Annotated in this window: 22 protein-coding genes and 1 pseudogene; 12 read left to right on the top strand and 11 right to left on the bottom strand. The window is 74.6% G+C overall.

All coding sequences use genetic code 11. The annotated features are described in order from the left end of the window. The first annotated feature begins 17 nt into the window (after positions 1-17). On the top strand, positions 18-689 hold the full coding sequence (locus tag GA0074704_RS23030; protein ID WP_088972424.1) for a DUF4142 domain-containing protein: 672 nt from the start codon (positions 18-20) through the stop codon (positions 687-689). A gap of 69 nt (positions 690-758) precedes the next feature. Here the strand turns inward: GA0074704_RS23030 and GA0074704_RS23025 are convergent, their stop codons facing one another. From GA0074704_RS23025 to GA0074704_RS23005, 5 genes are all read right to left on the bottom strand, one after another. Next, entirely contained in the window at positions 759-1046 is a 288-nt protein-coding gene (locus GA0074704_RS23025; protein WP_088972423.1) for an Lrp/AsnC family transcriptional regulator, read from the bottom strand. Then, positions 1043-1942 carry a sugar phosphate nucleotidyltransferase gene (locus GA0074704_RS23020; protein WP_088973908.1) on the bottom strand — a complete coding sequence of 300 codons (900 nt, stop codon included), beginning with the start codon at positions 1940-1942 and terminating at the stop codon, positions 1043-1045. Before GA0074704_RS23020 ends, GA0074704_RS23025 begins: the two co-directional genes overlap by 4 nt. A gap of 110 nt (positions 1943-2052) precedes the next feature. Then, complete coding sequence (locus GA0074704_RS23015; protein WP_088972422.1) at positions 2053-2592, bottom strand: NUDIX hydrolase; 540 nt, start codon at positions 2590-2592, stop codon at positions 2053-2055. A gap of 53 nt (positions 2593-2645) precedes the next feature. Then, positions 2646-4436: a RelA/SpoT family protein gene (locus tag GA0074704_RS23010; RefSeq protein WP_088973907.1), complete on the bottom strand. Its 1791-nt coding sequence runs from the start codon at positions 4434-4436 to the stop codon at positions 2646-2648. A gap of 129 nt (positions 4437-4565) precedes the next feature. Beyond that, positions 4566-6320 carry a DEDD exonuclease domain-containing protein gene (locus GA0074704_RS23005; protein ID WP_088972421.1) on the bottom strand — a complete coding sequence of 585 codons (1755 nt, stop codon included), beginning with the start codon at positions 6318-6320 and terminating at the stop codon, positions 4566-4568. 127 nt (positions 6321-6447) lie between these two features. On the opposite strand from GA0074704_RS23005, the gene GA0074704_RS23000 reads away from it, so the two are divergent. The 5 genes and pseudogenes from GA0074704_RS23000 to GA0074704_RS22980 all read left to right on the top strand — a co-directional run. Beyond that, positions 6448-7893 (top strand): NYN domain-containing protein, encoded by a 1446-nt coding sequence (locus GA0074704_RS23000; protein ID WP_088972420.1) that lies wholly within the window; start codon positions 6448-6450, stop codon positions 7891-7893. A 191-nt stretch (positions 7894-8084) separates the two neighbouring features. After that, positions 8085-8309, top strand: a complete 225-nt coding sequence (locus GA0074704_RS22995) for a hypothetical protein (RefSeq protein ID WP_377470679.1) — start codon at positions 8085-8087, stop codon at positions 8307-8309. 114 nt (positions 8310-8423) lie between these two features. Next, on the top strand, positions 8424-9683 hold the full coding sequence (locus tag GA0074704_RS22990; RefSeq protein WP_088972419.1) for a M48 family metallopeptidase: 1260 nt from the start codon (positions 8424-8426) through the stop codon (positions 9681-9683). Beyond that, positions 9680-10804 (top strand): glycosyltransferase family 4 protein, encoded by a 1125-nt coding sequence (locus GA0074704_RS22985; RefSeq protein ID WP_088972418.1) that lies wholly within the window; start codon positions 9680-9682, stop codon positions 10802-10804. The genes GA0074704_RS22990 and GA0074704_RS22985 overlap by 4 nt, the downstream gene beginning before the upstream one ends. A 141-nt stretch (positions 10805-10945) precedes the next feature. After that, a pseudogene (locus tag GA0074704_RS22980) lies at positions 10946-11161 on the top strand (response regulator transcription factor); the annotation flags it as partial. 9 nt (positions 11162-11170) lie between these two features. Here the strand turns inward: GA0074704_RS22980 and GA0074704_RS22975 are convergent. The 5 genes from GA0074704_RS22975 to GA0074704_RS22955 form a co-directional block, all read right to left on the bottom strand. Then, positions 11171-12841 (bottom strand): putative bifunctional diguanylate cyclase/phosphodiesterase, encoded by a 1671-nt coding sequence (locus GA0074704_RS22975; RefSeq protein WP_088973904.1) that lies wholly within the window; start codon positions 12839-12841, stop codon positions 11171-11173. A gap of 86 nt (positions 12842-12927) precedes the next feature. Continuing rightward, entirely contained in the window at positions 12928-13737 is an 810-nt protein-coding gene (locus GA0074704_RS22970; RefSeq protein ID WP_088972417.1) for an SAM-dependent methyltransferase, read from the bottom strand. A gap of 203 nt (positions 13738-13940) precedes the next feature. Then, positions 13941-14609, bottom strand: coding sequence for a response regulator transcription factor (locus GA0074704_RS22965; protein WP_088972416.1), 669 nt, complete (start codon positions 14607-14609; stop codon positions 13941-13943). 7 nt (positions 14610-14616) lie between these two features. Further along, on the bottom strand, positions 14617-16311 hold the full coding sequence (locus GA0074704_RS22960; RefSeq protein WP_088972415.1) for a sensor histidine kinase: 1695 nt from the start codon (positions 16309-16311) through the stop codon (positions 14617-14619). 14 nt (positions 16312-16325) lie between these two features. Continuing rightward, the gene (locus GA0074704_RS22955; protein WP_088973903.1) at positions 16326-18134 is read right to left on the bottom strand and encodes an AMP-dependent synthetase/ligase; all 1809 of its coding nucleotides are present in this window, start codon (positions 18132-18134) and stop codon (positions 16326-16328) included. A gap of 173 nt (positions 18135-18307) precedes the next feature. Here GA0074704_RS22955 and GA0074704_RS22950 point away from each other — a divergent pair, with 173 nt between their 5' ends. The 6 genes from GA0074704_RS22950 to GA0074704_RS22925 all read left to right on the top strand — a co-directional run bounded on the left by GA0074704_RS22950 (position 18308) and on the right by GA0074704_RS22925 (position 23964). After that, positions 18308-18763, top strand: a complete 456-nt coding sequence (locus GA0074704_RS22950; protein WP_088972414.1) for an SRPBCC family protein — start codon at positions 18308-18310, stop codon at positions 18761-18763. Between the two features lie 43 nt (positions 18764-18806). Next, a complete protein-coding gene (locus tag GA0074704_RS22945) occupies positions 18807-19568 on the top strand; it encodes a hypothetical protein (RefSeq protein WP_088973902.1) in 762 nt (253 codons plus the stop codon). A 73-nt stretch (positions 19569-19641) separates the two neighbouring features. After that, positions 19642-20589 carry an ROK family glucokinase gene (locus tag GA0074704_RS22940; RefSeq protein WP_088972413.1) on the top strand — a complete coding sequence of 316 codons (948 nt, stop codon included), beginning with the start codon at positions 19642-19644 and terminating at the stop codon, positions 20587-20589. A 10-nt stretch (positions 20590-20599) separates the two neighbouring features. Then, positions 20600-21304, top strand: coding sequence for an endonuclease/exonuclease/phosphatase family protein (locus GA0074704_RS22935; RefSeq protein ID WP_088972412.1), 705 nt, complete (start codon positions 20600-20602; stop codon positions 21302-21304). A gap of 432 nt (positions 21305-21736) precedes the next feature. Then, the gene (locus GA0074704_RS22930) at positions 21737-23143 is read left to right on the top strand and encodes a flavin-containing monooxygenase (protein WP_088972411.1); all 1407 of its coding nucleotides are present in this window, start codon (positions 21737-21739) and stop codon (positions 23141-23143) included. Beyond that, a complete protein-coding gene (locus GA0074704_RS22925) occupies positions 23140-23964 on the top strand; it encodes an alpha/beta hydrolase (protein WP_088972410.1) in 825 nt (274 codons plus the stop codon). The genes GA0074704_RS22930 and GA0074704_RS22925 overlap by 4 nt, the downstream gene beginning before the upstream one ends. A gap of 57 nt (positions 23965-24021) precedes the next feature. Here the strand turns inward: GA0074704_RS22925 and GA0074704_RS22920 are convergent, their stop codons facing one another. Beyond that, positions 24022-25437, bottom strand: coding sequence for an alpha,alpha-trehalose-phosphate synthase (UDP-forming) (locus GA0074704_RS22920; protein WP_088973901.1), 1416 nt, complete (start codon positions 25435-25437; stop codon positions 24022-24024). Between the last annotated feature and the right edge of the window lie 131 nt (positions 25438-25568).

Genomic DNA, 25568 nt, shown 5'->3' with positions numbered 1-25568 from the left:
GAAAAAGGGGGGGAAAGATGTTGGGTATCAAACGCCTCGGTCTGCTGGCCGCCCTGGTGGTGGTCGGGCTGGCGCCCGCAGCCGCGGCGCAGGCCGCGGCACAGCCGTCCACGCAGGACACCCAGTACCTGCAGGCGGTGCACCAGGTGAACCTGGCGGAGATCGCCAGCGGCAACCTGGCTCAGCAGAAGGCCCAGAACCAGCAGGTCAAGGATCTGGCTGCCCAGTTCGTGACCGACCACACCCAGCTGGACCAGACGGTGCAGAGCACCGCGCAGCAGTTGAACGTCAAGCTGCCGGACAGTCCCACCGCCGACCAGCAGAAGGTGTTGAACAAGCTCAAGAACCTCAGCGGCGCCGAGTTCGACAAGGCGTGGGTGACCGCTGAGCTGGCCGGTCACGTGCAGGCCATCCAGGCCACCCAGACCGAGATCTCGCAGGGCTCCGAGCAGTCGGTGGTCCAGCTGGCCCAGGACGCGCTGCCGGTCCTGCAGGCGCACTACGACGCGCTGGTGGCCCTGGCCCAGCAGCTGGGCATCCCGGTTCCGCAGACCAGCGCCAGCGGCTCGCCCAGCCCGGGCGGCACCGCGACGCCGGGCGGCACCGAGTCCCCGGCCCCGGGCGGCGCCAGCGAGTCGCCGGCCCCGGGTGGCACCACCACCGAGACGCCGGCTCCGAGCAACAGCTGACGTCGTACGGCCGAGAAGGTGGCCGGTCCGCCCCGCGGGGGTGGGCCGGCCACCGCCGTGTCGTCCGCCTCAGTCCGCGCTGGCCAGCCCGATGGCGAAGGCCTCCTCCAGGTCGTGCTGGGAGTAGGCGCGGAACGCGATGTGGGACTCGGTGTTGAGCACGCCGGGGACCTTGGAGATGCTGCCGGCGATGATCTCGGCGATCTGCTCGAACTCCCGGACGCGGACCATGGCGATGAGGTCGACGTGACCGGCCACCGAGTAGACCTCGCTGACCCCGGGCAGGTTGGCCAGGTTCTCGGCCACCTCGGGGATCGAGTCGGTGGCGCAGTCGATCAGCACGATCGCGGTGATCACTGGACATTTCTCCGTTCGTCGGCGTCGCCGCTCATGCTAGTTGTCGCCAGGTCGACGGCGGCGGTGCGGATCGTGTCGGTCAGCTCTTCGTGCGCGGCGACCCGGGCACCGGGCCAGAGCACGCTGCGGACGACCCCGCCGTGCACCACCGCGCCGGCGCCCACCACGGAGTGCTCCACCCGGCCGGTCACGGTGGCGCTCGGGTCGACCAGGCTTCCGGCGCCCGCGGCGTGCAGGTTGGCCGCCAGGTAGTCGGCCGGGGTGCCGGTGTCGTAGAACGTGCCGCGGTAGGGCTCCACGGTCAGCTCGCCGGCCGCCTCCGCCGGGCGCCACACCGTGCGGACCAGGTCGGCGAAGGTGGCGGGCAGCTCGCGTATCCGGTGCCAGGGCAGCAGCGAGAAACCGACGAACTCGTGCCCGGCGAAGGTCCCCGGGGCCGCCGGGTCCGTCGCGGGCCGGCCCAGCAGGCGTACGCTGCGCCCGTCCCAGCCGTCCAGCAGCGCCGCGACGTCCGGGCCCGGCGGCGCCTGCGGATCGGCCAGGTAGGCGTCGGCGTTACCGACCAGCACGCCGCGGCCGGCGATCCACTCCCGCAGGTTGCCCAGACCACCGGCGGTGCCCAGCGGGTCGCCCGGCTCCACCGACAGGTGGGCACGGGACCCGACGTGGTCGACCACCTGCCCGCCCAGGTAGCAGGCGTTCACCGCGACCTGGGCCGGCCCGGTGAGGCCCAGCCCGGCCAGCCGGTGCAGGGCCCGGTCGAGCAGCGGCACGTTCCCGACCGGGCAGAGCGCCTTGGGTAGCCGCTCGGTCAGCGGGCGCAGCCGGGTGCCCTCACCCGCGGCCAGTACCACCGCGCACACCGGCACGGCGGCCCGCCAGCCGGGGCCGGCCAGGACTCCGGCCGACCCGTCGGGCCGTCGGCCCGACGACGCCTCGTCGACCGGAACGTCGGCCCGTCGGCCCGACGATGCCCCGTCGGCCGTCACGTCGGGCCCGGAGGTGTTCACGCGGCCGGGCCGCCGGGGGGCGGCAGCTGGCCGGCCTGCGGGCCGATGCCGTACATGCCGAGCAGCCGGGCGGTGGCACGGCTGAGCCGGGGCAGGTCGTCCAGCGGATGCCAGGCCGCCTCGAACACCTCCGCGCCGTCGATCACCAGCTCGGTCGTCGCCGCCGGCACCTCCGCCTCGAAGACCACGTCCACCCAGCCCTTCGCGTGTACCACCGCGTTCGGGGTGGCCGGACGCAGCCGGTCCGGGGAGAGTCGGATGCCGCTCTCCTCGAACAGCTCCCGGGCGGCGCCCACCACCGGTTCCTCACCCCGCTGGAGCAGCCCGGCGGGGAGCGTCCAGCTGTGGCCGGGCGGCTGGCGCAGCAGCAACAGTCGACCGGCCCCGGTGGCCTCGGAGTCACGGACCAGGGTCACCGCCCCGACCACGTACTTCGGCACGGCCAGCCGCACCAGGCGGCGGCGGACCGGCACCGGCAGCCGGTAGAAGAGCTGGTACGCGACGGCCCGACCGGTGGCGCGGGAGCGGGGGATCATGACACCAGGCTAGTGGCCGGGGCCGGCCCGCAGGCGTCCGCCCCGAGCACCGGTCACCGGCGGTTGTCCACCAGGTCGATGAGCTGGCGTACGACGGTGTCCGGCTCGGCCGTCCGGTCGAAGACCGCCACCAGCAGGGTCTCCAGGTCGGGGTAGCCCAGCTCTTCCGACAGCCGCAGCAGCGGCAGGTCGTTCGCCAGCCCCCGGTCGTGCTTGCGCAGCGCCAGACCGATGGTGGCGCGGCCGAGGCGGACCTTGTCGGCGATCGAGATGCCGGGCTCGGTGTGCTCGGCGAACCAGCGGTTGATCTGCATCTGCGCGTGCGGCGACTTGACGAAGCCCAACCACTCCCGGCGGGGGCCGCGCGGAGCCACGTCGGCCTCGAAGCCGCTCTCCGCGTCGGTCTCGGTGTAGATCTCCACCACGTCGCCCTCCTCCAGTTCGGAGGCGAGCGGCGCCAGCCGGCCGTTGATCCGGGCGGCCAGGCAGTGGTCGCCCCGCTCGGTGCCCAGCTCGTACGCCAGGTCGACCGGGGTGGCGCCGGCCGGCAGCACCACCTGCCGGCCGTCGGCGACCACCTGGATCTGTGCCTCGGCCAGGTCGCAGCGGAGCGACTCCATGAACTGGGTCGGGTCGACGGTGTCCTGCTCCCAGTCCAGCACCCGGCGCAGCCAGGTCAGCTCGTCGGTCCGGTCGGCGTCCCGCCCGGTCGCCCGGGGGAAGCGGTACTGGGCGGCGACGCCGTACTCGGCGTCGCGGTGCATCTCCTCGGTGCGGATCAGCACCTCGACGGTGCGGTCCTGCGGGCCGCAGACACTGGTGTGCAACGACCGGTAGAGGTTGTTCTTGGGGGAGGCGATGAAGTCCTTGAACCGGCCGGGGATCGGCCGCCACACCCCGTGCACCGCGCCCAGCGCGGCATAGCAGTCGGTGGCCGGGCCGTCGACCACGATCACGATCCGGGGCAGGTCGTACGGGGCGGTGTGGCCGCCGGTGACGGTGTCCTTCCAGATCGAGTAGAGGTGCCGGGGGCGCGGGGCGACCTCGGCGTCGACCCGGCTGCGCCGCAACGCCACCCGGGTCTTCGCCACCACGGAGTCGAGGTACGCGTCCCAGCCCGGGCGGTCGTGCACGTGCCGGGCGAGCCGGGCGTGCTCGTCGGGCTCCAGGTGCAGCAGCACGACGTCGTCCAGCTCCCGCTTGAGGGTCTGGATGCCGAGCCGGTCGCAGAGCGGGACCAGCACCTCCTGGGTCTTGCGGGCGATCCGCTCCCGGGAGGCCGCCGACCGGACCCCGAGCGTACGCATGTTGTGCAGCCGGTCCGCCAGCTTGATGATCAGCACCCGGACGTCCTTGCCGGCGGCCACGATCATCTTGCGGATCGTCTCGGCCTCGGCGTTCTTGCCGTAGAACGCCTTGTCGAACTTGGTCACCCCGTCGACCAGGTGGGCGACCTCCCGGCCGAAGTCCTCCTGGAGGGCCTGCAGGGTGTAGCGGGTGTCCTCCACCGTGTCGTGCAGCAGCGCCGCCACCAGGGTCATGGTGTCCATGCCCAGGTCGGCGCAGATCTCCGCGACGGCGAGCGGGTGCGTGATGTACGGCTCGCCGCTCTTACGGAACTGGCCGCGGTGCATGTTGTCGGCGATCGTGTACGCCCGGCGCAGCACCGACGCGTCGGCGCTGGTGTGGATGCCCCGGTGGCTGCGGACCAGCGGCCCCACCGGGTCGTTGTCGGTGGTCGGCCAGCTCAACAGGGAGCGCAGCCGGCGGGTCAGGGGCAGCTCGCCTGGCTGGGTCGGGAGGGCGCCCCCCAGGGCGGCGCCGCGTCCGGCGTCGACGTCCACCTGGGACACCTCCTCACCCCCGGCTCCACGGTCGCCGGACCCGGCAACCGGAAGCAGGCCCATGAAACGGGCAGGACTGCACTTCTCTAACAGACTAAGTGAGTCGAGGTGGTCCGAATGGTCACTTGCTCATGAGCGTTCGGTCGAGAGTTGGGCGGACGAGCCGTTCTCGGCCTTACGCAGCAGGTCGTGGAAGCGCCCCGCCCCGCCGACCGGGGAGGACCATCCGGACGACATCTCCACCAGCCGGGTCTCCGGTCGCTCCAACCAGGACAGGATGCGCTCGGACTCCTCGGCGGAGGCCCGGGGCACCGGCCCGTGCCCGGGCGGCACCGTCTCGGCGGTGGCCCGGATCACCTGGATCGTCGGCCGGGGATGCACGCCCGGCGGGGAGACCCCGGCGCCGGCCAGCCGGCCGTGGCGGACCAGGGCCAGCTCCCAGCCGCCGCGCGCGGCGGGCCGGGCCGCCGCCAGCTCGGCGATGCCGGTCAGCGCCGCCAGCCGCTGCATCCGCACCGTGGCCCGCAGCACCGCGGCCAGCCGGGCGCGGACCACCGCCGCCTCCTCGTAGCGCTGGTCGGCCGAGAGCGCGCCGATCCGGGCCAGCAGGGCGTCCACCACCGGCTGCGGGTCGGTGACGGTGGCGGCGCGGAACGGGGCGGCGGCTGTCTCGTCGTACTCCTCGGGGCTGATCCGGTGCTCGCAGGGCGCCGGGCAGCGACCCAGCTCGGCCAGCGCGCAGGCCGCGATGGTGGTGCGCCGGGAGAGCTTGTGGGTGCACTGGCGCAGCGGGACCGCGTCGTGGAACCCGGCGGCGGCCAGCTCCGCGGCCTGCTTGGAGCGGAACGGCCCCAGGTAGGCGGTGTCGGTGGGGGAGAGGTTGCGCACCACCGACAGCCGCGGGTACGCCTCGTCGGTCAGCTTCAGCCAGACCATCCGCTCGGGAAACTTGGACCGCCGGTTGTACGGCGGGGCGTGCGCGGCGATCAACCGCAGCTCGCGGACCTCCGCCTCCAGCGAGTGGGCGCACTCCACCGCGTCCACCCGCTCGGCCGCGGCGAGCATCTCCGAGATCCGGGCCCGCTTCTCGGCGGCGGTGAAGTAGCTGCGCACCCGGGTGGCGATGTCGACGGACGTGCCGACGTAGAGCGGCCGGTCGTCGGCGGCCCGGAAGATGTAGACCCCGGGCACCTTGGGCAGCCCCTCGGCGAGGTGCCGCTTGCGGCGCTGGGTGGGGGTGACCGCCCGGGCGAACTCGATCGCCTCGCCGATGGTGTGCACCCGGTGACCGCCGAGCCGGCCGATCAGTCCGTGCAGCACGTCGACGGTGGCCTTGGCATCGTCCAGCGCCCGGTGGGTCGGCTGCACGGTGGTGCGGAAGTAGGCCGCCAGGGTGCCGAGCTTGCGGTTGGGCACCTCGTCGCGGGTCAGCGCGCGGCGGGCCAGCGCGGCGGTGTCCAGCACCCGCGGGTTGGGCCAGCGGTAACCGTGCCTGGCGCAGGCCGCCTTGAGGAAGCCCACGTCGTAGGGGGCGTTGTGGGCGACCAGCACTGCGTCCGAGAGGAACTCCAGGAAGCTCGGCAGCACCTGCTCGATCGGCGGGGCGGGCAGCAGCATGGCCTGGGTGATGCCGGTCAGCACGGTGATGAACGGCGGGATCGGCACCCCCGGGTTGACCAGGGTGGCGAGCACCCCCAGCTCCTCGCCGCCCCGCACCTTGACCGCGCCGATCTCGGTGATCCCGCCGCCGTCCGGCGCCCCGCCGGTGGTTTCCAGGTCGACCACCACGAAGGTGGTCGCGTGCAGCGGCAGTGCGGGATCCACCCCGCCCACCGTCGGGTCCAGACCGGCCAGCGCCTCCTGGACGAACCCTCGTTCCGCCACGCGCGGCACCGTAACGCCCCGGTCCGACACTCCCGTCCCAACGGCCTCAGGCGTCACCACCGGTCTAGGATGAGAGATCGGCTCACTCACCAGGCGGTGGGCCCGGTCGCGGTGGGAGACTTGCCACATGCCCCTCACCGACCCGTCCGACGGTCAGCTCCCGCCGCAGGAGCCGGTCGCCGCCGCGCAGGGCGCCGGTGAGGGCTCCGCCGAGGCGCTCGACGGCCATCCCGGGCGGCCCGGTCCCGCCGAGGGCGCGGTGCCGCCCGAGCCGGAGCCGACCCTGCCCGAGCCGGTCCGGCAGCGGATCGTGGCCCTCACCGCCGCCGTGCTGCCCGGCCTGCCCCTCGACGAGGTGCCGGTGCCGCTGCGCCGGGTGGCCAAGTTCGCGCCCAACCGGCGCGCCCGGCTCGGCGCCCCGATGATCGCCGCCCAGCTCACTGCCGATCCGCTGTTCCGGCAGCGGGTCACCGCCCGGGTGGTCACCGACGCCGGCGACCTCGGCGCCGCCGTGGTGGAGGGCACCGCGCCCGCCGCCGCCGACCCGGTCGAGGTGGCCGCGCTGGCCTACCTCGCCCGGCCGCGGGGCTGGCGGGAGCTGATCGAGGCCAGTGGCGCGGCGGTCCGCGCCGAGGCGGACAGCGCGGTGGTGGCGGAGCTGGTCCGCGAGGCCGAGCAGCGGGCCACCCGTGCCGAGCACGACCGGGCGGTGGCCCGCGTCGAGGCGGAGAAGCTCCGCGACGAGCTGGCCCGGGTCCGCGAGGAGCTCGGCCAGTTGCGGGAGGAGGCCCGGCAGCTCAACCGGACCCTGCGGGAGACCCAGGCCCGCGAGCGCAAGGCGGCCGAGCTGCTCGCCACCGAGCGGGGGCGGGCGGCCCGCGCCACTGCCGACACCGAGGCGGAGCTGCGCCGGGCCCGGGCCCGCCTGGCCGAGGCGGAGGCCGCGGCCGGGGTCGCCCGGGCCAGCGCCAAGGAGGCCCGCTCGGTGGACGACGCCCGGCTCTGGCTGCTCCTGGAGACCATCGGCCAGGCGGCGGTCGGCCTGCGTCGCGAGCTGGCCCTGGACCCGGTGGAGCGGCTGCCGGCCGACTTCGTGGCCGACGCGTTCGCCGACAACCCGGCCGGCGCGACCGGCCCGGCCGCCCGGGCCCGGGACACCGACGACCCGGCCCGCCTCGATCAGCTCCTCGCGCTGCCCCGCGCCCACCTGGTGGTGGACGGCTACAACGTCACCAAGCGCGGCTTCGGTGAGATGTCCCTCGAGCAGCAGCGCAAACGCCTCATCGCCGGGCTCGGCGGGATCGCCGCGCAGACCAGCGACGAGGTGACCGTGGTCTTCGACGGCGCCGAGCGGATGCACGGCCTGCCACCCGCGCCGCGCGGCGTGCGGGTGCTCTTCTCCCGCAAGGGTGAGACCGCCGACGAGCTGATCCGGCGCCTGGTCCGGGCCGAGCCGGCCGGGCGGCCGGTCGTCGTGGTCTCCTCCGACCGCGAGGTCGCCGACGGGGTACGCCGGCACGGCGCGTACCCGCTCGGGGCCGACTCGCTGCTGCGGCGCCTGTCCCGCTCCTGACCCCGGGCCGGGACCCGGGTCGGCGGGATGCGGCACGGCTGTCGCGTGCCCATGGCACAGGTTGCCGCATGTTGCTGTTGATCACTGGTTGTCCGGTTGTGTCGTACCCCGCGGCTAGTGTCCGACCTGACCGACGGTGGCCGGGTGGTGACGAGGTTCGTCCCGCCCGCCGCCGCACAGCGTCAGGAGGCATGATGCTCATCGACTGCGACGGGTGCGGGATCCGCGGCCGGGGTTGCTCGGACTGCCTGGTGACCGCCCTGCTCGACGTGGACTCGCCGGCGGCCCGGCTCGGCTCGGCCGAGCGGCGGGCCGTCGAGATGTTCGCGCTCGCCGGCTTCGAGGTGGAAGTGCTGGAGACGGAGACCCGGCCCGCGGGTCGTCGGCGCGCCGACCGCGACCGCCGGGTCGCCTGACCGGCCCCCGCCGAGCCGCCGACCTCCGGGTCGAGCACCGAGACCGGGTCCGCGCGGCGCGGACCATAGGATGGGCGCTCACGGCGGGAGGAGCGGCGGCATGAGAGTCAGGGCATGAGCCCGCGCGGGTGGGCGGTGCTCGCCTTCGCCGGTCTGGTCGTCGCGCTGCTGTTGGCCGCCGCCCTGCTGATTCCGTGGGCCCGCCCGCCGGCGCCCCGGGCCGACCAGCTCGCCGCGCTGCGGGAGCTGCCGGCCGACCAGGTCGCCCGGGGGCGGGCGTTCCACGCCGCGCTGCGCCCCGGCGGCTACGGCGCGCTGGTCGTGGGCCTGCTGGTGGCGCTGGCGCTCGGGCTGACCCCGCTGGGCTCCCGCCTGGTCGAGGCCGTCGGCCGGCCGTTCGGCGACCACTGGGTGGCCCAGGCGGTGCTCGGCGGGCTGGCCGTCTCCCTCCTCGCCGATCTGCTCACCCTGCCGTTCGCCGCCTGGCGGCAGAGCGTGCTCAGCCGCTACGGCCTGAGCACCCACGGCTGGGGTGGCTGGGCGGGCGACCTGCTGAAGTCGTACGCGGTCAGCGCGGTGATCGCCGCGATCGCGCTACTCGGCTTCTACTCGGTGACCCGGCTCGCCCCACGCTGGTGGTGGGCGTTCGGCGCGGCCGGTGCGGCCGGCCTGGTGGTGCTCCTCTCCTTCGTGCTGCCGGTGCTGGTCGAGCCGGTGTTCAACCGGTTCACCCCGATGGAGTCCGGCCCGCTGCGCACCGAGCTGACCAGCATGGCGGCCCGGGACGGGGTGCCGGTGCGCGACGTGCTGGTGGCCGACGCGTCGCGGCGTACCCGGGCGGTCAACGCGTACGTCTCGGGGCTCGGGCCGACCCGCCGGGTGGTGGTCTACGACACCCTGCTGCGCGAGGCCACCCCGGCCGAGGTGACCAGCGTGGTGGCGCACGAGCTCGGGCACGCGAAGGACCGCGACGTCTGGACCGGCACCCTGCTCGGCGCGTTGGGTGCGGCGACGGCCGTGGTCGGGCTCTACCTGCTCGGCTCCTGGTCGGCGCTGCTGCGGCTGGCCGGGGTCGACTCGGTCGCCGAGCCGCGCGCGTTCCCGCTGCTGCTCGCCCTGGTCACCGTGGTCGGGCTGGTCGCCGGGCCGGTGCAGGCGCTGGTGTCCCGCCGGGTCGAGGCCCGGGCCGACGCGCACGCGCTCGCCCTGACCGGCGACCCGGTGACCTTCGAGGCGATGCAGCGCCGGCTGGCCGGGGTCAACCTGGCCGACCCCGACCCGCCCCGCTGGGAGCGGCTCTGGTCGGCGTCCCACCCGTCCACCGTGGAGCGGATGGCCGCTGCCCGCGCCTACGCCAGGGAGACCGGTCGATGACCCGGACGCTGCTGATCACCAACGACTTCCCGCCGCGACCCGGCGGCATCCAGTCCTTCGTGCACAACCTCGCGGTGCGGCAGCCGTCCGGCTCGGTGGTGGTCTACGCGTCGAGCTGGCGCGGGGCCGAGAAGTTCGACGCCGACCAGCCGTTCGAGGTGGTCCGGGAACGCACCCGGGTGCTGCTGCCCACCCCGCTGGTCGCCCGGCGGGCGGCGGAGCTGGCCCGGTCGTACGACTGCGACACGGTGTGGTTCGGGGCCGCGGCGCCGCTGGGGCTGCTCGGGGGCGGGCTGCGCCGGCGGGCCAAGATCCGGCGCGTGGTGGCGTTGACCCACGGGCACGAGGTGGGCTGGGCGGCGCTGCCGGGCGCCCGGGGGCTGCTGCGCCGGATCGGCCGCAGCACCGACGTGGTGACCTTCCTCGGCGAGTACACCCGGGTGCGGCTGGCCCGGGCCCTGCACGGGGTGACGGACCTGCAGCGGTTGGCGCCGGGCGTGGACACCGACACCTACCACCCGTCGGTGGACGGCGAGCCGGTCCGGGTGCGGCTGGGGCTGGCCGACCGCCCGGTGGTGGTGTGCGTGTCCCGGCTGGTGCCCCGCAAGGGCCAGGACATGCTGATCCGGGCCATGCCGGAGATCCGGCGCCGGGTGCCCGACGCGGCGCTGCTGGTGGTCGGCGGCGGGCCGTACCGGGCGACGCTTGCGAAGCTGGCCCGGCAGGTGGGCGTGGAGCGGGACGTGGTGTTCACCGGCTCGGTGCCCACGGCGGAGCTGCCGGCGCACTACGCGGCCGGTGACGTCTACGCGATGCCGTGCCGCACCCGCAACCGGGGCCTGGACGTCGAGGGGCTCGGCATCGTCTACCTGGAGGCGTCCGCGACCGGGCTGCCCGTGGTGGCCGGTGACTCCGGCGGCGCGCCGGACGCGGTCCGCGAGGGGGAGACCGGGTACGTGGTGCGGGGTCGGGACGTGGCCCAGCTCGCCGACCGGGTGGCCACCCTGCTCGCCGACCGTGACCTGGCCCGCCAGATGGGCGCGGCCGGGCGGGCCTGGGTGGAGCGGGAGTGGCGCTGGGAGACCCAGGCGCAGCGGATGGCCAGCCTGCTCGCCGGCTGAGCCGCCGTCGACTTGTCGCCGGTTCTCCACCGCGGACGAGGCCGGGCAGCGGGTCAGCGCGGAGGTGTCGCCAGCCCGGTGGTTCACCCGCTGAGCCGGGCCTGCCCCGCTGGGCGGGCGCGCGCTGAGCCAGGCCAGACCCGGGAGCGGGAGGTGCCGGGCCTGATGGCGGAGGGCCGGTCGAACGCGGCGATCGCCGCCCGGCTCTTCGTCACCGAGAAGGCGGTCAGCAAGCACATCGACAACGTCTTCGGCAAGCTGCGGATGCCGCCGTCGACCGACGACAACCGGCGGGTGCTGGCGGTGCTGGCGTACCTGAACGGCGACGACGGCCGGCCGGTCCCGGCCCGGGCCTGAGCGCGGCGGTCAGGTGCCGGACAGGGCGGGGGAGCGGGCCAGGTGCTGCCCGGCCGGCCCGGGGCGGCCGAAGTGCCAGCCCTGTGCGGCGTCGCAGCCGATCGCCCGCAGCCGGTCGGCCTGCTCCGCGGTCTCCACCCCCTCCGCGGTCACCGTGAGGTCCAGGGCGTGGGCCAGCGACACCAGCGAGGCGAGGATCCGCTCGTCGGTGCGGCTCGCCGGTTCCGGGGCGCGCAGGCCGGTGACGAACTCGCCCGCCACCTTGAGCTCGGTCACCGGCAGCCCCCGCAGGTACGCCAGGTTGCAGTAGCCGGTGCCGAAGTCGTCGATGGCGATCCGGACGCCCAGGTCGGCCAGGACCCGCAGGGCACGGACCGGCTCCTCGGCGGTGCTCATCATGGTGCTCTCGGTCAGCTCCAGCTGGAGCCGTCGCGGCGGCAGGCCGGTGCGGCGCAGCAGCCGCCGCACCTCGTCCACCAGCCCCGGCCGGCGGACCTGCTGCACCGCCAGGTTCACGCTGACGAACGGCGCGGGCCCCGACCCGTCGCCCCAGCCGGCCGCCTCCCGGCAGGCCTCGGCCAGCACCCAGCCGCCGAGCGGCACGATCAGCCCGGTCTCCTCGGCCAGCCCGATGAAGGCGTCCGGGCGCAGCAGCCCGCGTTGGGGATGCCGCCACCGCACCAGCGCTTCCATCCCCAGGACGGTGCCGTCGCGCAGCGAGGTCAGCGGCTGGTAGTCCAGCAGGAACTCGCCGCGCTCCAGCGCCGTCGGGATGGCGGCGGAGAGCGCGTACCGGGCCAGCTCGCGTTCGTTGCGGTCGGCGTCGAAGACCGACCAGCGGGCCCCACCGGCGGCCTTGGCCCAGTGCAGGGTGCTGCCGGCGGCCCGCATCAGCTCACCGGGGGTGGTGCCGTCGACCGGCTGCTCCACGATGCCGATGCTGGCCGAGACGGTGAGCTCGTGCCCGGCGACGACCGTCGGTCGGCGGACGGCGGCCAGCGCCGTCTCGGCGACCCGGACCGCGTCGTCGGTGCCGCCGGTGCGTTCGACCAGGATGACGAACTCGTCGCCGCCGAGCCGCGCCACCAGGTGCTCGCCGACGGCCTGGCGCAGCCGCTCACCGACCGCCACCAGCAGCAGGTCGCCGATCTGGTGGCCGAGCGAATCGTTGATCACCTTGAACCGGTCCAGGTCCAGGAAGCAGACGCCGACCCGGTCCGCCCCCCGGCCCTCGATGGCCGCCGTGAGCCGCTCGGTGAACAGGGTGCGGTTGGGCAGGCCGGTGAGCGGGTCGTGGTTGGCCTGGTGCCGGAACCGGGCCTCGCTGTCCCGCAGCGCCCGCTCGGCCTGCGCCCGGGCCACCATGGCGGCCCGCCGGATGGACTCCTGCTCGTCGAGGGTCCGGTCGCGCAGCGCGCGGGCGTACCCGGTGGCGACCGTGGCCAGCAGCCGCGCCATCCGGTCCTCGCCGTCGTCGGCGACCAGCCCCAGGTCGCGCAGCAGCCGCAGCTGGATCACCTCGACGGTACGGCCCAGTCCCTCGGCGGAGGCGATGTGCGCGGCGACCAGCTCCGCGCCGACCTGCTGCCCGATGCGCTGGTCGAACGGCTCGGAGCGCAGCGCCTCGGCCAGCCGCCCGGTGAGCCGGTGCAGCAGCGCCTCCAGCTGGGCCTGGGTCATCGGCAGGTAGCTGGTGCCCGAGACGGCCTTGGCCCAGGCCCGGGCGAACGTCCCCGGGCAGGACCGGTCGGCCTCCGGTCCCCCGGTCACGACAGCCGCCCCACGCCGCCCATGAAGACCGCCCGCTCGGCGTCCTCGGCGCTCTCCGGCGACTCCGGCCGCCACTGCGGCACCCACACCACCCCGGGCTCGACCAGGTCGAAGCCGTCGAAGAGGTCGATCATCTCCCGTCGGCCGCGGATCCAGAGCTGGCTGTCGGTGCGCCGGTAGACCCGCTCGGCCTCGGCCCGTTCGCCGGTGCCGTCCCGGCCGTCGTCGCTGGCCTGGGAGAGCACCAGGTGGCTGCCGGGGGCCAGCGCGTCCCGCAGGGTACGCAGGATCTCCGCCGGCCGGTCCTCGGGCGCGATGAAGTGCAGCACCGCCACGATCATCACGGCGACCGGTTCGGAGAAGTCGAGCAGCCGGGTGACCTCCGGGTGGGCCAGGATCGCCGCCGGCCGCCGCAGGTCCTCCTGGATCACGGTGGCCCGGTCGTTGCCGGCGAGGATCTCCCGGCTGTGCGCCACCGCCACCGGGTCGACGTCCACGTACACCACCCTGGAGTCGGGGGCGACCCGCTGGGCGATCTCGTGCACGTTGCCGACGGTGGGGATGCCCGAGCCGATGTCGAGGAACTGCCGCACCCCCGACTCGGCCAGGTGCTGCACCACCCGGCGCAGGAACGCCCGGTTGGCCTGGGCCATCAGCGGGGCCTCGGGCACGGCCGCCATCATCGCCCGGGCGGCGGCCCGGTCGGGGGCGAAGTTGTGCGAGCCGCCGAGGTAGTAGTCGTACATGCGGGCCACGCTGGGGCGTTCGATGTCGATGGTGTCGGGTGCCCAGTCCGGCCGCTGCATGCCTGACCCCTTTTGGTGGACAACGCGGGAATGGTCGGCCCTGCGGGCCACCCGGCGTATTGTGCCCCTCCCGGCCCCGGGTGAGAAGAGCCGGGGCCGTCCCGCACCGCGTGACCAGGGCCGATCGATCCCCGTACGCGCGAGAGGCCCGTGCCAGCCGGGTCACCCCGGCGGGACACGGACCTCTCGGTCGGTGCGGTGGGTCAGAACTTCGGGGCGTCCGGCGCCTCGAGCAGACCGAGCCGCAGCGCGGTCATCAGGGCCTGGGCCCGGTTGGCGGCGCCGAGCTTCTCGTAGAGCTTCGAGATGTGCGTCTTGGCGGTGGACTCGCTGACGAACAGCTGCTTGGCGATGCCGGCGACGCTCATGCCGTCGGCGAGCAGCCGCAGCACCTGGCCCTCCCGCGGGGAGAGCTGCGGGCCGGACGGGGCCAGCCGGCGCTTCATCGCCTCGGCCAGGTCGGCCGCGGTGAACGCGCTGGGGGAGGAGGCGGCGTGCCGGGCGGCGGCGACCACCTCGTCGGCCGGCGCGGTCTTCGGCACGAACGCGCTCGCCCCGGCCTCCAGTGCGCCGAAGAGCTGGTCGTCGCCGGCGTACATGGTGAGCACCACGATGCCCATGGTGGCGCTGGACTTGCGCAGCGCGCGGGTGGCCTCCAGGCCGCTGCCGTCGGGCAGGCGCAGGTCCATGATCACCACGTCGGGCTGGAGCGCACCGGCCTGCCGTACGCCCTCCGCCGCGGTGGCCGCCTCGCCGACGACCTCGAACTGCCGGTCCCGCTCGAAGGCGTGCCGCAGCCCCTTGCGGATGAGGTCGTGATCGTCGACAAGGAGGACCTTGGTACGGGTCGCCGGTGTCGGGCTAGTGGTCATCCTCGGGTTACTCCCCTTCTGCTGCTGCGGCGCTGCCGCGCACCTTATCGCGCCGGGGCGAGGAGCCGACCACCACGGCCACCGTCGTGCCGCTGGGTCGCCGCGGCCTGATCTCCAACCGGCCCCGGATACGTTCCGCCCTCTCCGCCATGATCGCAAGACCATAGTGCCCGTCCGGGCGCTGGTCACCGATGCCGTGACCGTCATCCGACACTTCGATCTGCGCGTACGGGGGGTCCACCTCACAGGTGACCCAGAGGTTCGACGCGCCGGCGTGCTTGCGGGCGTTGGTCACCGCCTCCTGCGCGATGCGCAGCAGCTCGGCCTCCGTGGCGGCGGGCAGCCGCGCCGTCGACTCGTCCAGCGACAGGTGCACCCGCAGCCCGCCGGAGGCGCCGACGGTCCGGGCGTACTCGGCGATCGCGGCGGCCAGCCCGCCGTGCCGGTCCACCTCGCTGCGCAGCTCGAACAGGCTCAGTCGCAGCTCGGTGATCACCCGGGTCACCTCCTGGCGCAGCAGGCGCAGCGCCTCGGCGGTCTCCTTCGGGTCCTCGTCGACGTACGCCAGCGCGTTGTCGATGCCGTAGCCGACCATCACCAGCTCCTGGGCGACCCCGTCGTGGATCTCCCGGGCCAGCCGCTGCCGCTCCTCGTTGGTGGCCAGCGAGCGCACCTCGTCGAAGAGCAGCGCCGCCTCCAGCCGCAGCGCGGCCGGGCCGGTCAGCGCGGTCACCCGGGACATCACCGGCGCCGGGTACGCCTGCGCGGTGTCGGACTCCAGCACCACCAGGCCGACCGTCCGCACCCCGGCCACCAGCGGCACGATCAGCGCGGAGACGTCTCCGCCGCGGTGCGAGCGAGCCTGCGAGCGGGCCGAGGTGTGCGGCTGCTGGCTGGCCCAGGCGTCGGCGATGGCCGAGTCGGCGTCCAGCGTGGTCTCCCAGTCGACCCGGTCGGCGCCGATCTGGGCGAGCACCACCAGCCGGCCGCCGCCGCTGGCCGACAGCACCGCGCCCCGGTCGGTGGGGGCCGCCAGCCGCAGCTCCTCCAGCAGGTGCTCGGAGATGCCGCCCGGGTCCAGGGTGGCGCCGGGCAGCTGCCGGGCGACCGTACGCAGCTGGGTCAGCAGCCGGGTCGCCTCGGCGTACGGCTGGGGCTTGCCCTCGCCGCGGACCCGCATCACCTGGTGCAGGCTGCTGGCCGCGTAGAGGCCGAGGCCGGCCAGGACCAGCCACTGCGCGCAGACCGCCAGGTAGCCGGGCTGGGCCAGCTGACGGCCCCCGTCGACGTGGGTGAGCGCGCCGCTGACCAGCAGGGTCAGCGCGGTGACCGCGAGCAGGCCGGCACCCTCCCGGAAGTGCCGGCGCAGCGCGGTCACCGTCACCGGCACGGCCAGGTAGGGCAGCACGGCGGACGCGCCGAGCCCCTCGACCGGGCCGCCGATGTCGGCGACGGCCGCGACCTGGCTGGCGGCCAGGCCGAGGACCACCACCTCGGCGACCCGGCTGAGCGGGCCGAGCAGCCGGTGCTGGGGGGCCAGCAGGGCGGGCAGCCCGGCGACCGCGAGCAGGGCGATCCACCAGAGCTGGGCGGGGTCGCGGGTGGCGACGTAGGTCAGCAGGGCGACCAGGGCGAGCATCACCAGCCGCGCGATCGCGGCGAGGGGATGGGTCAGGGGTCGGCTGGGTGTCGAGGCGGGCACGTGACGGATCGTAGTCAGCCGCGGTAGATGTCGGCGATCTCCGCCGCGTACGTCTTGTGTACGACCTGCCGCTTGACCTTCAGCGACGGGGTCAGCTCGCCGGTGGCCTCGGTGAAGTCCTGCGGGAGGATCCGGAACACCTTGATCGCCTCGGCCTTGGAGACCGACTGGTTGGCCAGGTCGACCGCGCCCTGGATCTCGGCCCGCAGCGCCTCGTCGTCGCGCAGCTCGGCCACGGCGGTGGTCTCCTGCCGGCCGTGCGCGGCCAGCCACTTCGGCAGCGCCTCCTCGTCGACGGTGACCAGCGCGGCGATGAACGGCTGCCGGTCGCCGACCACCAGGCACTGGCTGACCAGCGGGTGCGCCCGCACCTGGTCCTCCAGCACGGCCGGGGCGACGTTCTTGCCGCCGGCCGTCACGATGATCTCCTTCTTGCGCCCGGTGATGCTGAGGTAGCCGTCGTCGTCGAGCTGCCCCAGGTCGCCGGTGTGGAACCAGCCGGCGTCCAGCGCCTCGGCGGTGGCGGACTCGTTGTTCCAGTACCCCTCGAAGACCACGTCACCGGAGATCAGGATCTCGCCGTCGTCGGCGATCCGCACGGTCACCCCGGGCAGCGGCCGGCCGACCGTGCCGACCTTGGTGCCGGTGGGCAGGTTGGCGGCGACGGCCGGGGAGGTCTCGGTGAGGCCGTAGCCCTCGCAGATGGTCACGCCGATGCCGCGGAAGAAGTGCCCGAGCCGGGCGCCGAGCGGGGCGCCACCGGAGATCGCGTCGCGGCAGCGGCCGCCGAGGGCGGCGCGCAGCTTGCGGTAGACCAGCCGGTCGAAGAGGGCGTGCTGGGCGCGCAGGGCCAGGCCCGGACCGTCGGCGGTCTCCAGCGCCTCGCTGTACGCGATCGCCACCTTCTCGGCCCGGTCGAAGATCTTGCCCTTGCCGTCCGCCTCGGCCTTCTGCCGGGCGCCGTTGTAGACCTTCTCGAAGACCCGGGGTACGGAGAGCACGAACGTCGGCTTGAACTCCTGGAGCTCGCCGACCAGGTCCTTGGTGTCCGCGCAGTGCCGCATGGTGGCCCGGGCCTGCACCACGCCGATCTGGATGAGCCGGGCGAAGGCGTGCGCCAGCGGCAGGAACAGCAGCGTCGACGCGCCGGGGCTGAACAGGTTGGGCAGCACCGGCACCGCGTTGGCGATGTCGGCGTACATGTTGCGGTGGGTCAGCACGCAGCCCTTGGGCCGGCCGGTGGTGCCGCTGGTGTAGATGATCGTGGCGACGTCGGCGGCCCGGACGCTCGTGCGGCGTACCTCGATGTCGGCCTGGTCGATCGATCCGCCGGCGGCGACCAGCTCGTCCACCGCGCCCAGGTCGATCTGCCAGACGTGACGCAGCTCGGGCAGCCGGTCGCGGACGCCGGCCACCAGCGCGGCGTGGGCGGTGGTCTCGACGACCACGGCGGTGGCGCCGGAGTCGGCCAGGATCCAGGCGGCCTGCTCGGCGCTGGAGGTCTCGTAGATCGGCACGGTCACCGCGCCGGCCGCCCAGATGGCGTAGTCGAGCAGGGTCCACTCGTAGCGGGTACGGCTCATCAGCGCGACCCGGTCGCCGGGGCCGATGCCCGAGGCGACCAGCCCGCGGGCCACCGCGACGACCTCGTCGCGGAACTGCCGGCAGGTCACGTCCACCCAGCTCGTGCCCGCCTCGCCGGTGCGGACCGGTCGGACGAACTGCACCGCGTCCGGTGCCGCCTCGGCGTTGTCCCAGACCGGGTCGGTCAGGTTTGCCGCGTCGCCGACGGTGACGATCGGCGGAACGGAGAACTCGCGCACCTGCACTCCCTCGTGCTCGCACTGGCCGGGCCGGCCGCTGGGTCGGCTCTGTCGAAACCTACCCGCCCGCTCCGGCGGCGCTGACAGCCAGGTTGCCCGCCCGACTGCTGGGACACACCCGCGCCCGGGGGTGGAGCGGGGCGGGTACGCCCGCCGCCGGGTAGCCTCCCCCCATGGCGGACACCTCCACCCAGTCGATCGTCATCGGCGCGTCACCGGACCGGGTGGCGGCGGTCATCTGCGACTTCCCGAGCTACCCCGAGTGGACCGAGGCGGTCCGCGACACCGAGGTGGTCGAGGAGTACGAGGACGGCTATGCCAGCCAGGTCCGGTTCACGATCGACGCCGGCGTGATGGCCGACGAGTACGTCCTGGCCTACGAGTACGCCGAGGACCTGTCCCGCATCGAGTGGCACCTGGTCGCGCCGTCGAAGATGCAGCGCTCGCAGCGCGGGTCGTACGACCTGGTGGGCAACCCGGACGGCAGCACCACGGTGACCTACACCCTCGAGGTGGAGTTGGCGGTGGGCATGCTCGGCATGTTTCGGCGCAAGGCCGAGAAGATGATCATGGATACCGCGTTGAAGCAGCTCAAGCGCCGGGTAGAGACACCCGGTGCGGCACACTGACCCGACCACCGGCGGCCCGGTCGCCACGGTAGAGGAGCCGACGATGGCAGGTACGGAGCCGGGTTCGGCCCGGGAAGAGGCGGAACGTCTGGTCGCCGCGCTGCTGGCCACCACGCGGCTGGCCGCCGCGGCGGGTCCGGCCGGCGGCGCTTTTGGTCCGCTCGGTGGGATCCTCTCGGGTGTGCTCGGTCACACCGGTGACCGGTTCTCCGCCGGGAGCGGCGCTCCGCGCCCCGGTCGCGAGGCTGGGAGCGGTTTCGCCACCGGCGCCCCCGAATGCTGCATCTGCCCCGTCTGTCGCGGTATCGCCGCGTTGCGCGACCCTGATCCGGAATTCGCCGAGCGGCTCGCCACCGGGGCGGGCGACCTGGCCGCCGGAGTGGCCAGCCTGTTGCGCGCCTTCGCCCAGCCCGGCGCCGAGTCGGCCACCAACCGTGCCGCCGCGCCCACCGCCGGTGACCACGCCGGGGCGGCGGCGTCGGACCCCGGACCCCGGGCGGGAGGCCCCGGCGGCGACCACGTGTGGCGCGAGGCCACCCGGACCGGGCATGATTCTCAGCCGGCACCCGAGCAGGACGTGTGGTCCGCCGCCACCCGGGGGGAGGGCGCGGCCGATCCGGGTGCCGACGACGGCTCCGGGTCGTGGCGTGGCGTCAGCCCCGCCGAGCCGGAGTTGTCGCAGCCCGCCGATGGTGCCGGGCCGGACGAGCCGGAACCGATCCGGTCGCCGGCCGGCCGTCCCGTGGTGCCCGCGTCGCGGGCGTCCGGCGAGGTGGGCGGGGACGCAGCAGGCGACGGGGCCTGACCACCGGACATCCCGGGCATCGCACGGCCGGTTCGGCCGATGCCGGGCAGCACAGCAGAGGGGAGTGGCAGCGGTGACGCTGACCATCGGAGTCGACGTCGGTGGCACGAAGGTGGCCGGCGGTGTCGTTGACGACGCCGGCAAGGTTCTCGTGCAGGTCCGGCGGGACACCCCCGCGGATGACGTCGGAAAGACCCGCGACGTCATCATCGAGGTCGTCACCGAGCTGGCCGCCGGGCACACCGTCGACGCGGTCGGCATCGGCGCCGCCGGCTGGATCGACGCCAGCCGCTCCACCGTGCTGTTCGCGCCGAACCTGGCCTGGCGGGACGAGCCGCTGCGCGACTACGTGAGCGCCGCCGTCGGCAAGCCGGTGATCGTCGAGAACGACGGCAACGTGGCGGCCTGGGCCGAGTTCCGGCACGGCGCGGCCCGCGACGCCGACGACTCGATGGTCATGTTCACCATCGGCACCGGCGTGGGCGGCGGGATCGTGCTCGGCGGCGAGCTGGTCCGCGGCGCCAACGGCATCGCCGCCGAGCTGGGCCACATGCTGACCGTCCCGGACGGCCACCAGTGCGGCTGCGGCCGGCTCGGCTGCATCGAGCAGTACGCCAGCGGCAGCGCGCTGGTCCGCTTCGCCCGGGCCGCCGCCCGGCAGGAGCCGCACCGCGCCACCGCCCTGCTCGAACTCGCCGGCGGCGAGGCCGACGCGGTCACCGGTCCGATGGTGACCGCCGCGGCTCAGGGCGGCGACCCGGTCTCCGCCGAGGCGTTCGCCCAGGTCGGCCGCTGGCTCGGCACCAGCCTGGCCGACATGGCGCAGATCCTCGACCCGCAGGTGCTGGTCGTCGGCGGCGGCGTGGTCGAGGCCGGTGACCTGCTGATGGGCCCGACCCGCCGGTCGTACCGGGACGCGCTGGCCCAGCGCAGCCGGCTGCCGGTCGCCGAGATCCGCCCGGCCGAGCTGGGCAACAGCGCCGGTGTCATCGGCGCCGCCGACCTGGCCCGCCGGATCTGAGGCGGGCGGGGTGACGGCTGACCGGGGCGTGCCGCTGCGCGTCGTGTCGTACAACATCCACACCCAGCGCGACGACACCGCCGCGCTGGCGGCCGTGGTCCGCGCGGCCGAGCCGGACGTGGTGATCGTGCAGGAGGGGCCGCGCCGGTTCCGGTGGCGGCAGAAGTCCGCCACGCTGGCCGAGTCGTTCGGCATGGTGGTCGCCGCCGGTGGGCTGCCCTCCCTGGGCAACCTGCTCCTGACCAGCCTGCGGGTACGGGTGACCGCGACCCGCTGCCAGCGCTTCCCGCTCACCCCGGGCCGGCACCTGCGCGGCGCGGCGTACGCCGAGTGCCGGGTGGGCGGCGCCCGGTTCCTGCTGGCCGGGTCGCACCTGTCCACCGACCCGGCCGAGCGGCCGGGGCAGGCGGCGGCCTTCAAGCGGGAGCTGTCCGCCGCCACCCTGCCGGTGGTGGCCGGGGCGGACCTCAACGAGGGGCCGGACGGGCCGGCCTGGCGCGGCGTGGCCGAGGGGCTGACCGACACCGCGGTGGCCATGGACCGCGCGGACCGGCACACCTACTCGTGCGCGAACCCGCGCCGCCGGATCGACGCGCTCTTCGTCGACCCGCGGATCACCGTGGTCGACTACGACGTGGTGGACACCCCGCAGACCCGGCGGGCCAGCGACCACTTCCCGATCCTGGTCGACCTGCTGCTGCCCGCCGCCGACTGACGCTCCTCGTCGCGCGCCGGTGAGCGGTCGGGCGGTGGCTGGTCGGCGGCCAGCGGTGACGGCGGGCGGCGGTGACCGGCCGTGACCTGAGGTGCCCGGCCGACCCTGCCCGCGCCAGCCTTTGCTTTGCTGCCACCGACGCATCAGTAGCGGAGCGTCACCGGGGTGTCGGTGGGTCGTGCGGTCGTCCGGTTAGCCGACCGCAGGTCATTGCGGTGGTGCGTCGGGGGCAGCAGAGCAAAGCGGCACCTGGGACCGTGTCGCGGTGGCGAAGTGGGCGTACGGGGAGTGACCGACTGGCCGGTCACCCAGCGCTACCAGAAGAGCACGCGCACCGCGCCGTCGCGCCGGGGAGGCTGGACAACGGCGGGCATTCTCGGCAGGATTTCGCACCGACCCGGCCCGCGTGCCGCACAAAGGAGATGTCCACCGGTGCCCTCCTCCACCGACCCCGGCCGCCTCGATCCCGACCCGACGGTCGCCCCGACCCGGGACGGCCGCCCGGTCTCCGACCGCGGCGACACCGTCTGCGTGATCGGCGCCGGCGCCAGCGGCCTGACCGCGGTGAAGAACCTGCGCGAGCACGGCTTCGGCGTCGACTGCTACGAGCGGGAGACCGGTGTCGGCGGCGCGTGGAACTGGCGACACGACCGCAGCCCGGTGTACGCGAGCACGCACCTGATCTCGTCCCGGCCGTTCACCCAGTTCCCCGACTTCCCGATGCCGGACTCCTGGCCGGACTACCCGCACCACAGCCAGCTGCTCTCCTACTTCGAGCGGTACGCCGACCACTTCGAGCTGCGCCAGCACATCTGGTTCGGCACCGAGGTGGTCCGGGTCGAGCCGGTCGAGGGCGAGCGCTGGGACGTCACCACCCGCAGCACCGGCGGGTACGGCCCGGAACGCACCTCCCGGTACGCCGCCGTGGTGGTCGCCAACGGACACAACTGGTCGCCGAAGCTGCCCCGCTACGAGGGGCTCGAAGGGTTCCGAGGCGAGGTCATGCACGCCTCGTCCTACAAGGACCCGGCGCAGCTGCGCGGCAAGCGGGTGCTGGTGGTCGGGGCCGGCAACACCGGCTGCGACATCGCCGTCGAGGCGGCGCAGCAGGCGTCGCACTGCTGGCACTCCACCCGGCGCGGCTACTGGTACGCCCCGAAGTACGTCCTGGGCCGCCCGGCCGACCAGGTCAACGACACCCTGCTGGCGCTGCGGGTGCCGCTGCGGGTCCGCCAGTGGCTCTACCACTGGACGCTGCGGCTCACCGTCGGCGACCTCACCCGCTTCGGGCTGCCGAAGCCGGACCACCGGGTCTACGAGACCCACCCGATCGCCAACAGCCAACTGGTCTACTACGTCGGCCACGGCGAGATCACCCCGGTGCCGGAGATCGCCCGGTTCCACGACCGGACGGTGGAGCTGACCGACGGCCGCTCGATCGACCCGGAGCTGGTCGTCTTCGCCACCGGCTACCTGCCGCGCTTCGAGTTCCTCGACCCGGCGCTGCTCGGCGACGAGGGCGGCCAGGGGCGGCCCCGGCTGTGGCTCAACGCGTTCGTGCCCGGCCACCCGACCCTCGCCGTGGCCGGCCTGGTGCAGCCCGACTCGGGGATCTTCACCCTGTCGCACTGGCAGACGGTGCTCTTCGCCCGGCTGCTGCGGGCCCGGTCCGCCCGGCCCGAGCGGGCCGCCGCCTTCGCCGAGCGGGTCGCCGCCCGGGCCGGGGAGCGCTACTCGGGCACGGTCAAGGACAGCAGCCGGCACTGGTTCGAGGTCGGCCACGCCGACTACCTGCGTGCGGTGGAGCGCGCCCTGCACGAGCTGGAGGCAGCCAGATGACGGACCGGGCGCGGGTGATGCGGGCGCGGGAGTGGGCCCGCCCGGAGCGGCCGGCCCGCCGCGAGGTGCTCGGCGCCGTCCCTGAGCTGGAGCAGGGCCGGCCACCGCTGCTGTTCGTGCCGGGCTTCGGGCACGGCGCGTGGGCGTTCGCCGAGCACTGGCTGGAGCACGCCGCCGGCCGGGGCTTCCCGGCGTACGCGCTGAGCCTGCGCGGCCACGGCGGCAGCGAGCCGGCGCCGGACGCGACGCTGCGGGCGTACGCCCATGACGTGGTCCAGGTGGCGGCGGGCCTGCCGCGGCAGGCGGTGCTGGTGGGGCACGGCGCCGGGGCCCTGGTGGTGGCGCACGCGCTGGCGCGCTACCCGGCCCGGGCGGCCGTGCTGGTGGCGCCGGTGCTGGGCGGCTGGTCGACCTTCGGCGCGGCGCTGCGCCGCAACCCCGCCGGCACGCTGCCCGCGGTGTTCGGTGGCGGCCTGCGGTTGACCCCGCGGCAGCTGTTCAGCCGGGAGCTGCCGGACGCCGACGCCCGGCGGTACGCCGAGCGGCTGGGGCGGGCCGGCCGGCGGGCCCAGTGGGCGCTGCTGAACCCGGACGAGCCGGAGCCGGCGGTCGGCCGACCGCCGGTGCTGGTGCTGGGCAGCCCGGACGACCAGGTGGTCCCGGCCGCGGCGCTGAACCGGGCGGCCCGCCGGTACGGCTCGGCACCGCTGCTCTTCCCCGGCATGGGTCACGACCTGATGCTGGACGCCCGGTGGCGGGAGCCGATCGACGCGCTCCTGGACTGGCTGGACAAGGAGCCGGCGACCCGCCCCGGCGCCTGACCGGGGAACGCCGGCGTCCGCCGTCGCTCACGGCGCGGCGCCGCCCGCCACGGCCGCTCAGTCGGTGCGCAGCCGGGTGGTCAGCGAGCCGGTCTCGTCCAGGGCGCTGAGGTACGAGCGCGCCCAGGCGCGGATGTCGTGCTCCCGCAGGTGCTCGCGCATGCCGCGCATCCGCCGGGACAGGTCGGCCGGGTCGGCCTGGAGGGTGGCCAGCAGCCCCTGCTTGAGCCCTTCCAGGTCGTGCGGGTTGACCTGGTACGCCTGGGACAGTTCGGCGGCGGCGCCGGCGAACTCACTGAGCAGCAGCGCGCCGGTGTCGTCGACCCGGGCGGCCACGTACTCCTTCGCGACCAGGTTCATCCCGTCGCGCAGCGGGGTCACCGCCATCACGTCGGCCATCCGGTAGAGCGCCGCCAGCTCGGCCCGGTCGAAGGGCTGGGTGAGGTAGTGGATGGCCGGCTCGCCGACCCGGCCGAACTCGCCGTTGATCCGGCCGACCTCGCGCTCGATCCGCTCCCGGAGGATCTGGTACTGGCCGACCCGCTCCCGGCTGGGCATCGCCACCTGGACGAGGACCGTGTCCCGGACCTTGACGTGGCCGCCGGCGATCAGCTCGCTGTACGCCTTGAGCCGCTGCTCGATGCCCTTGGTGTAGTCCATCCGGTCGACGCTGAGGATGACGTGCTCGGGTCCGCCGAGGTCCTGACGCAGCCGGCGGGCCCGCTCGGCCACCTCGGGGCGGGCGGCCAGCGCCGCCATCTCCCCGGTGTCGATGGAGACCGGGAACGCGCCGACCCGCACCACCCGGTCGTCCACCCCGATCCGCCGGTCGGTGGCCGGCAGGTCCAGCACCTTGGCCACCAGCTGGGCGAAGTTGTGCGCGGCCTGGGCCCGCTGGAAGCCGATCAGGTCGGCGCCGAGCATCCCGCGCAGCAGTTCGGCCCGGCGGGGCAGCTGCATGAACAGCTCCGGCGGCGGGAACGGCACGTGCAGGAAGAAGCCGATCCGCAGGTCGGGGCGGAGCTCGCGGAGCAGGCCGGGCACCAGCTGGAGGTGGTAGTCCTGGATCCAGACCACGCCACCTGGCTCGGCGACCTCGGCGGCGACCTCGGCGAACCGCTGGTTGACCCGCTGGTACGCCTCCCACCAGCGGCGATGGTATTCCGGTTGCTCGACGGCGTCGTGGTAGAGCGGCCAGAGGGTCGCGTTGGCGAAGCCCTCGTAGTGGTCCCGGAAGTCCTCGGCGCTGAGCGGGACGCTCTGCATCCGGACCCCGTCCACGTCCGGCAGGCTCGGTGCCGGGCCGGTCCGGCCGGCCCAGCCGACCCAGGTGGCCGGGGTGTGCCGCAGCAGCGGGTGCAGCGCGCTGACCAGCCCACCGGGGCTGCGGCGCCACTCGCAGGCGCCGTCGGGCGCCACACTGTCGTCGATGGGGAGGCGGTTGGCCACCACCACGAGGGAACTCTGTCGCATCTCGGGCATTCCGATCAGCTGAGGGCTGACCACCGCGAGCGAGGAACAACCGGGCAGTCAGTGGGGGAAGTGACGTACAGCCGTATTCCTACTGACCGTAAGTTACACCACTGTTACGCCTCGGTCGGGGT

This window comes from Micromonospora siamensis (assembly GCF_900090305.1).
GTDB classification, from domain to species: domain Bacteria; phylum Actinomycetota; class Actinomycetes; order Mycobacteriales; family Micromonosporaceae; genus Micromonospora; species Micromonospora siamensis.
Note: the sequence above shows the minus strand (reverse complement) of the source record. Positions and strands in the feature narration are given on the sequence as shown.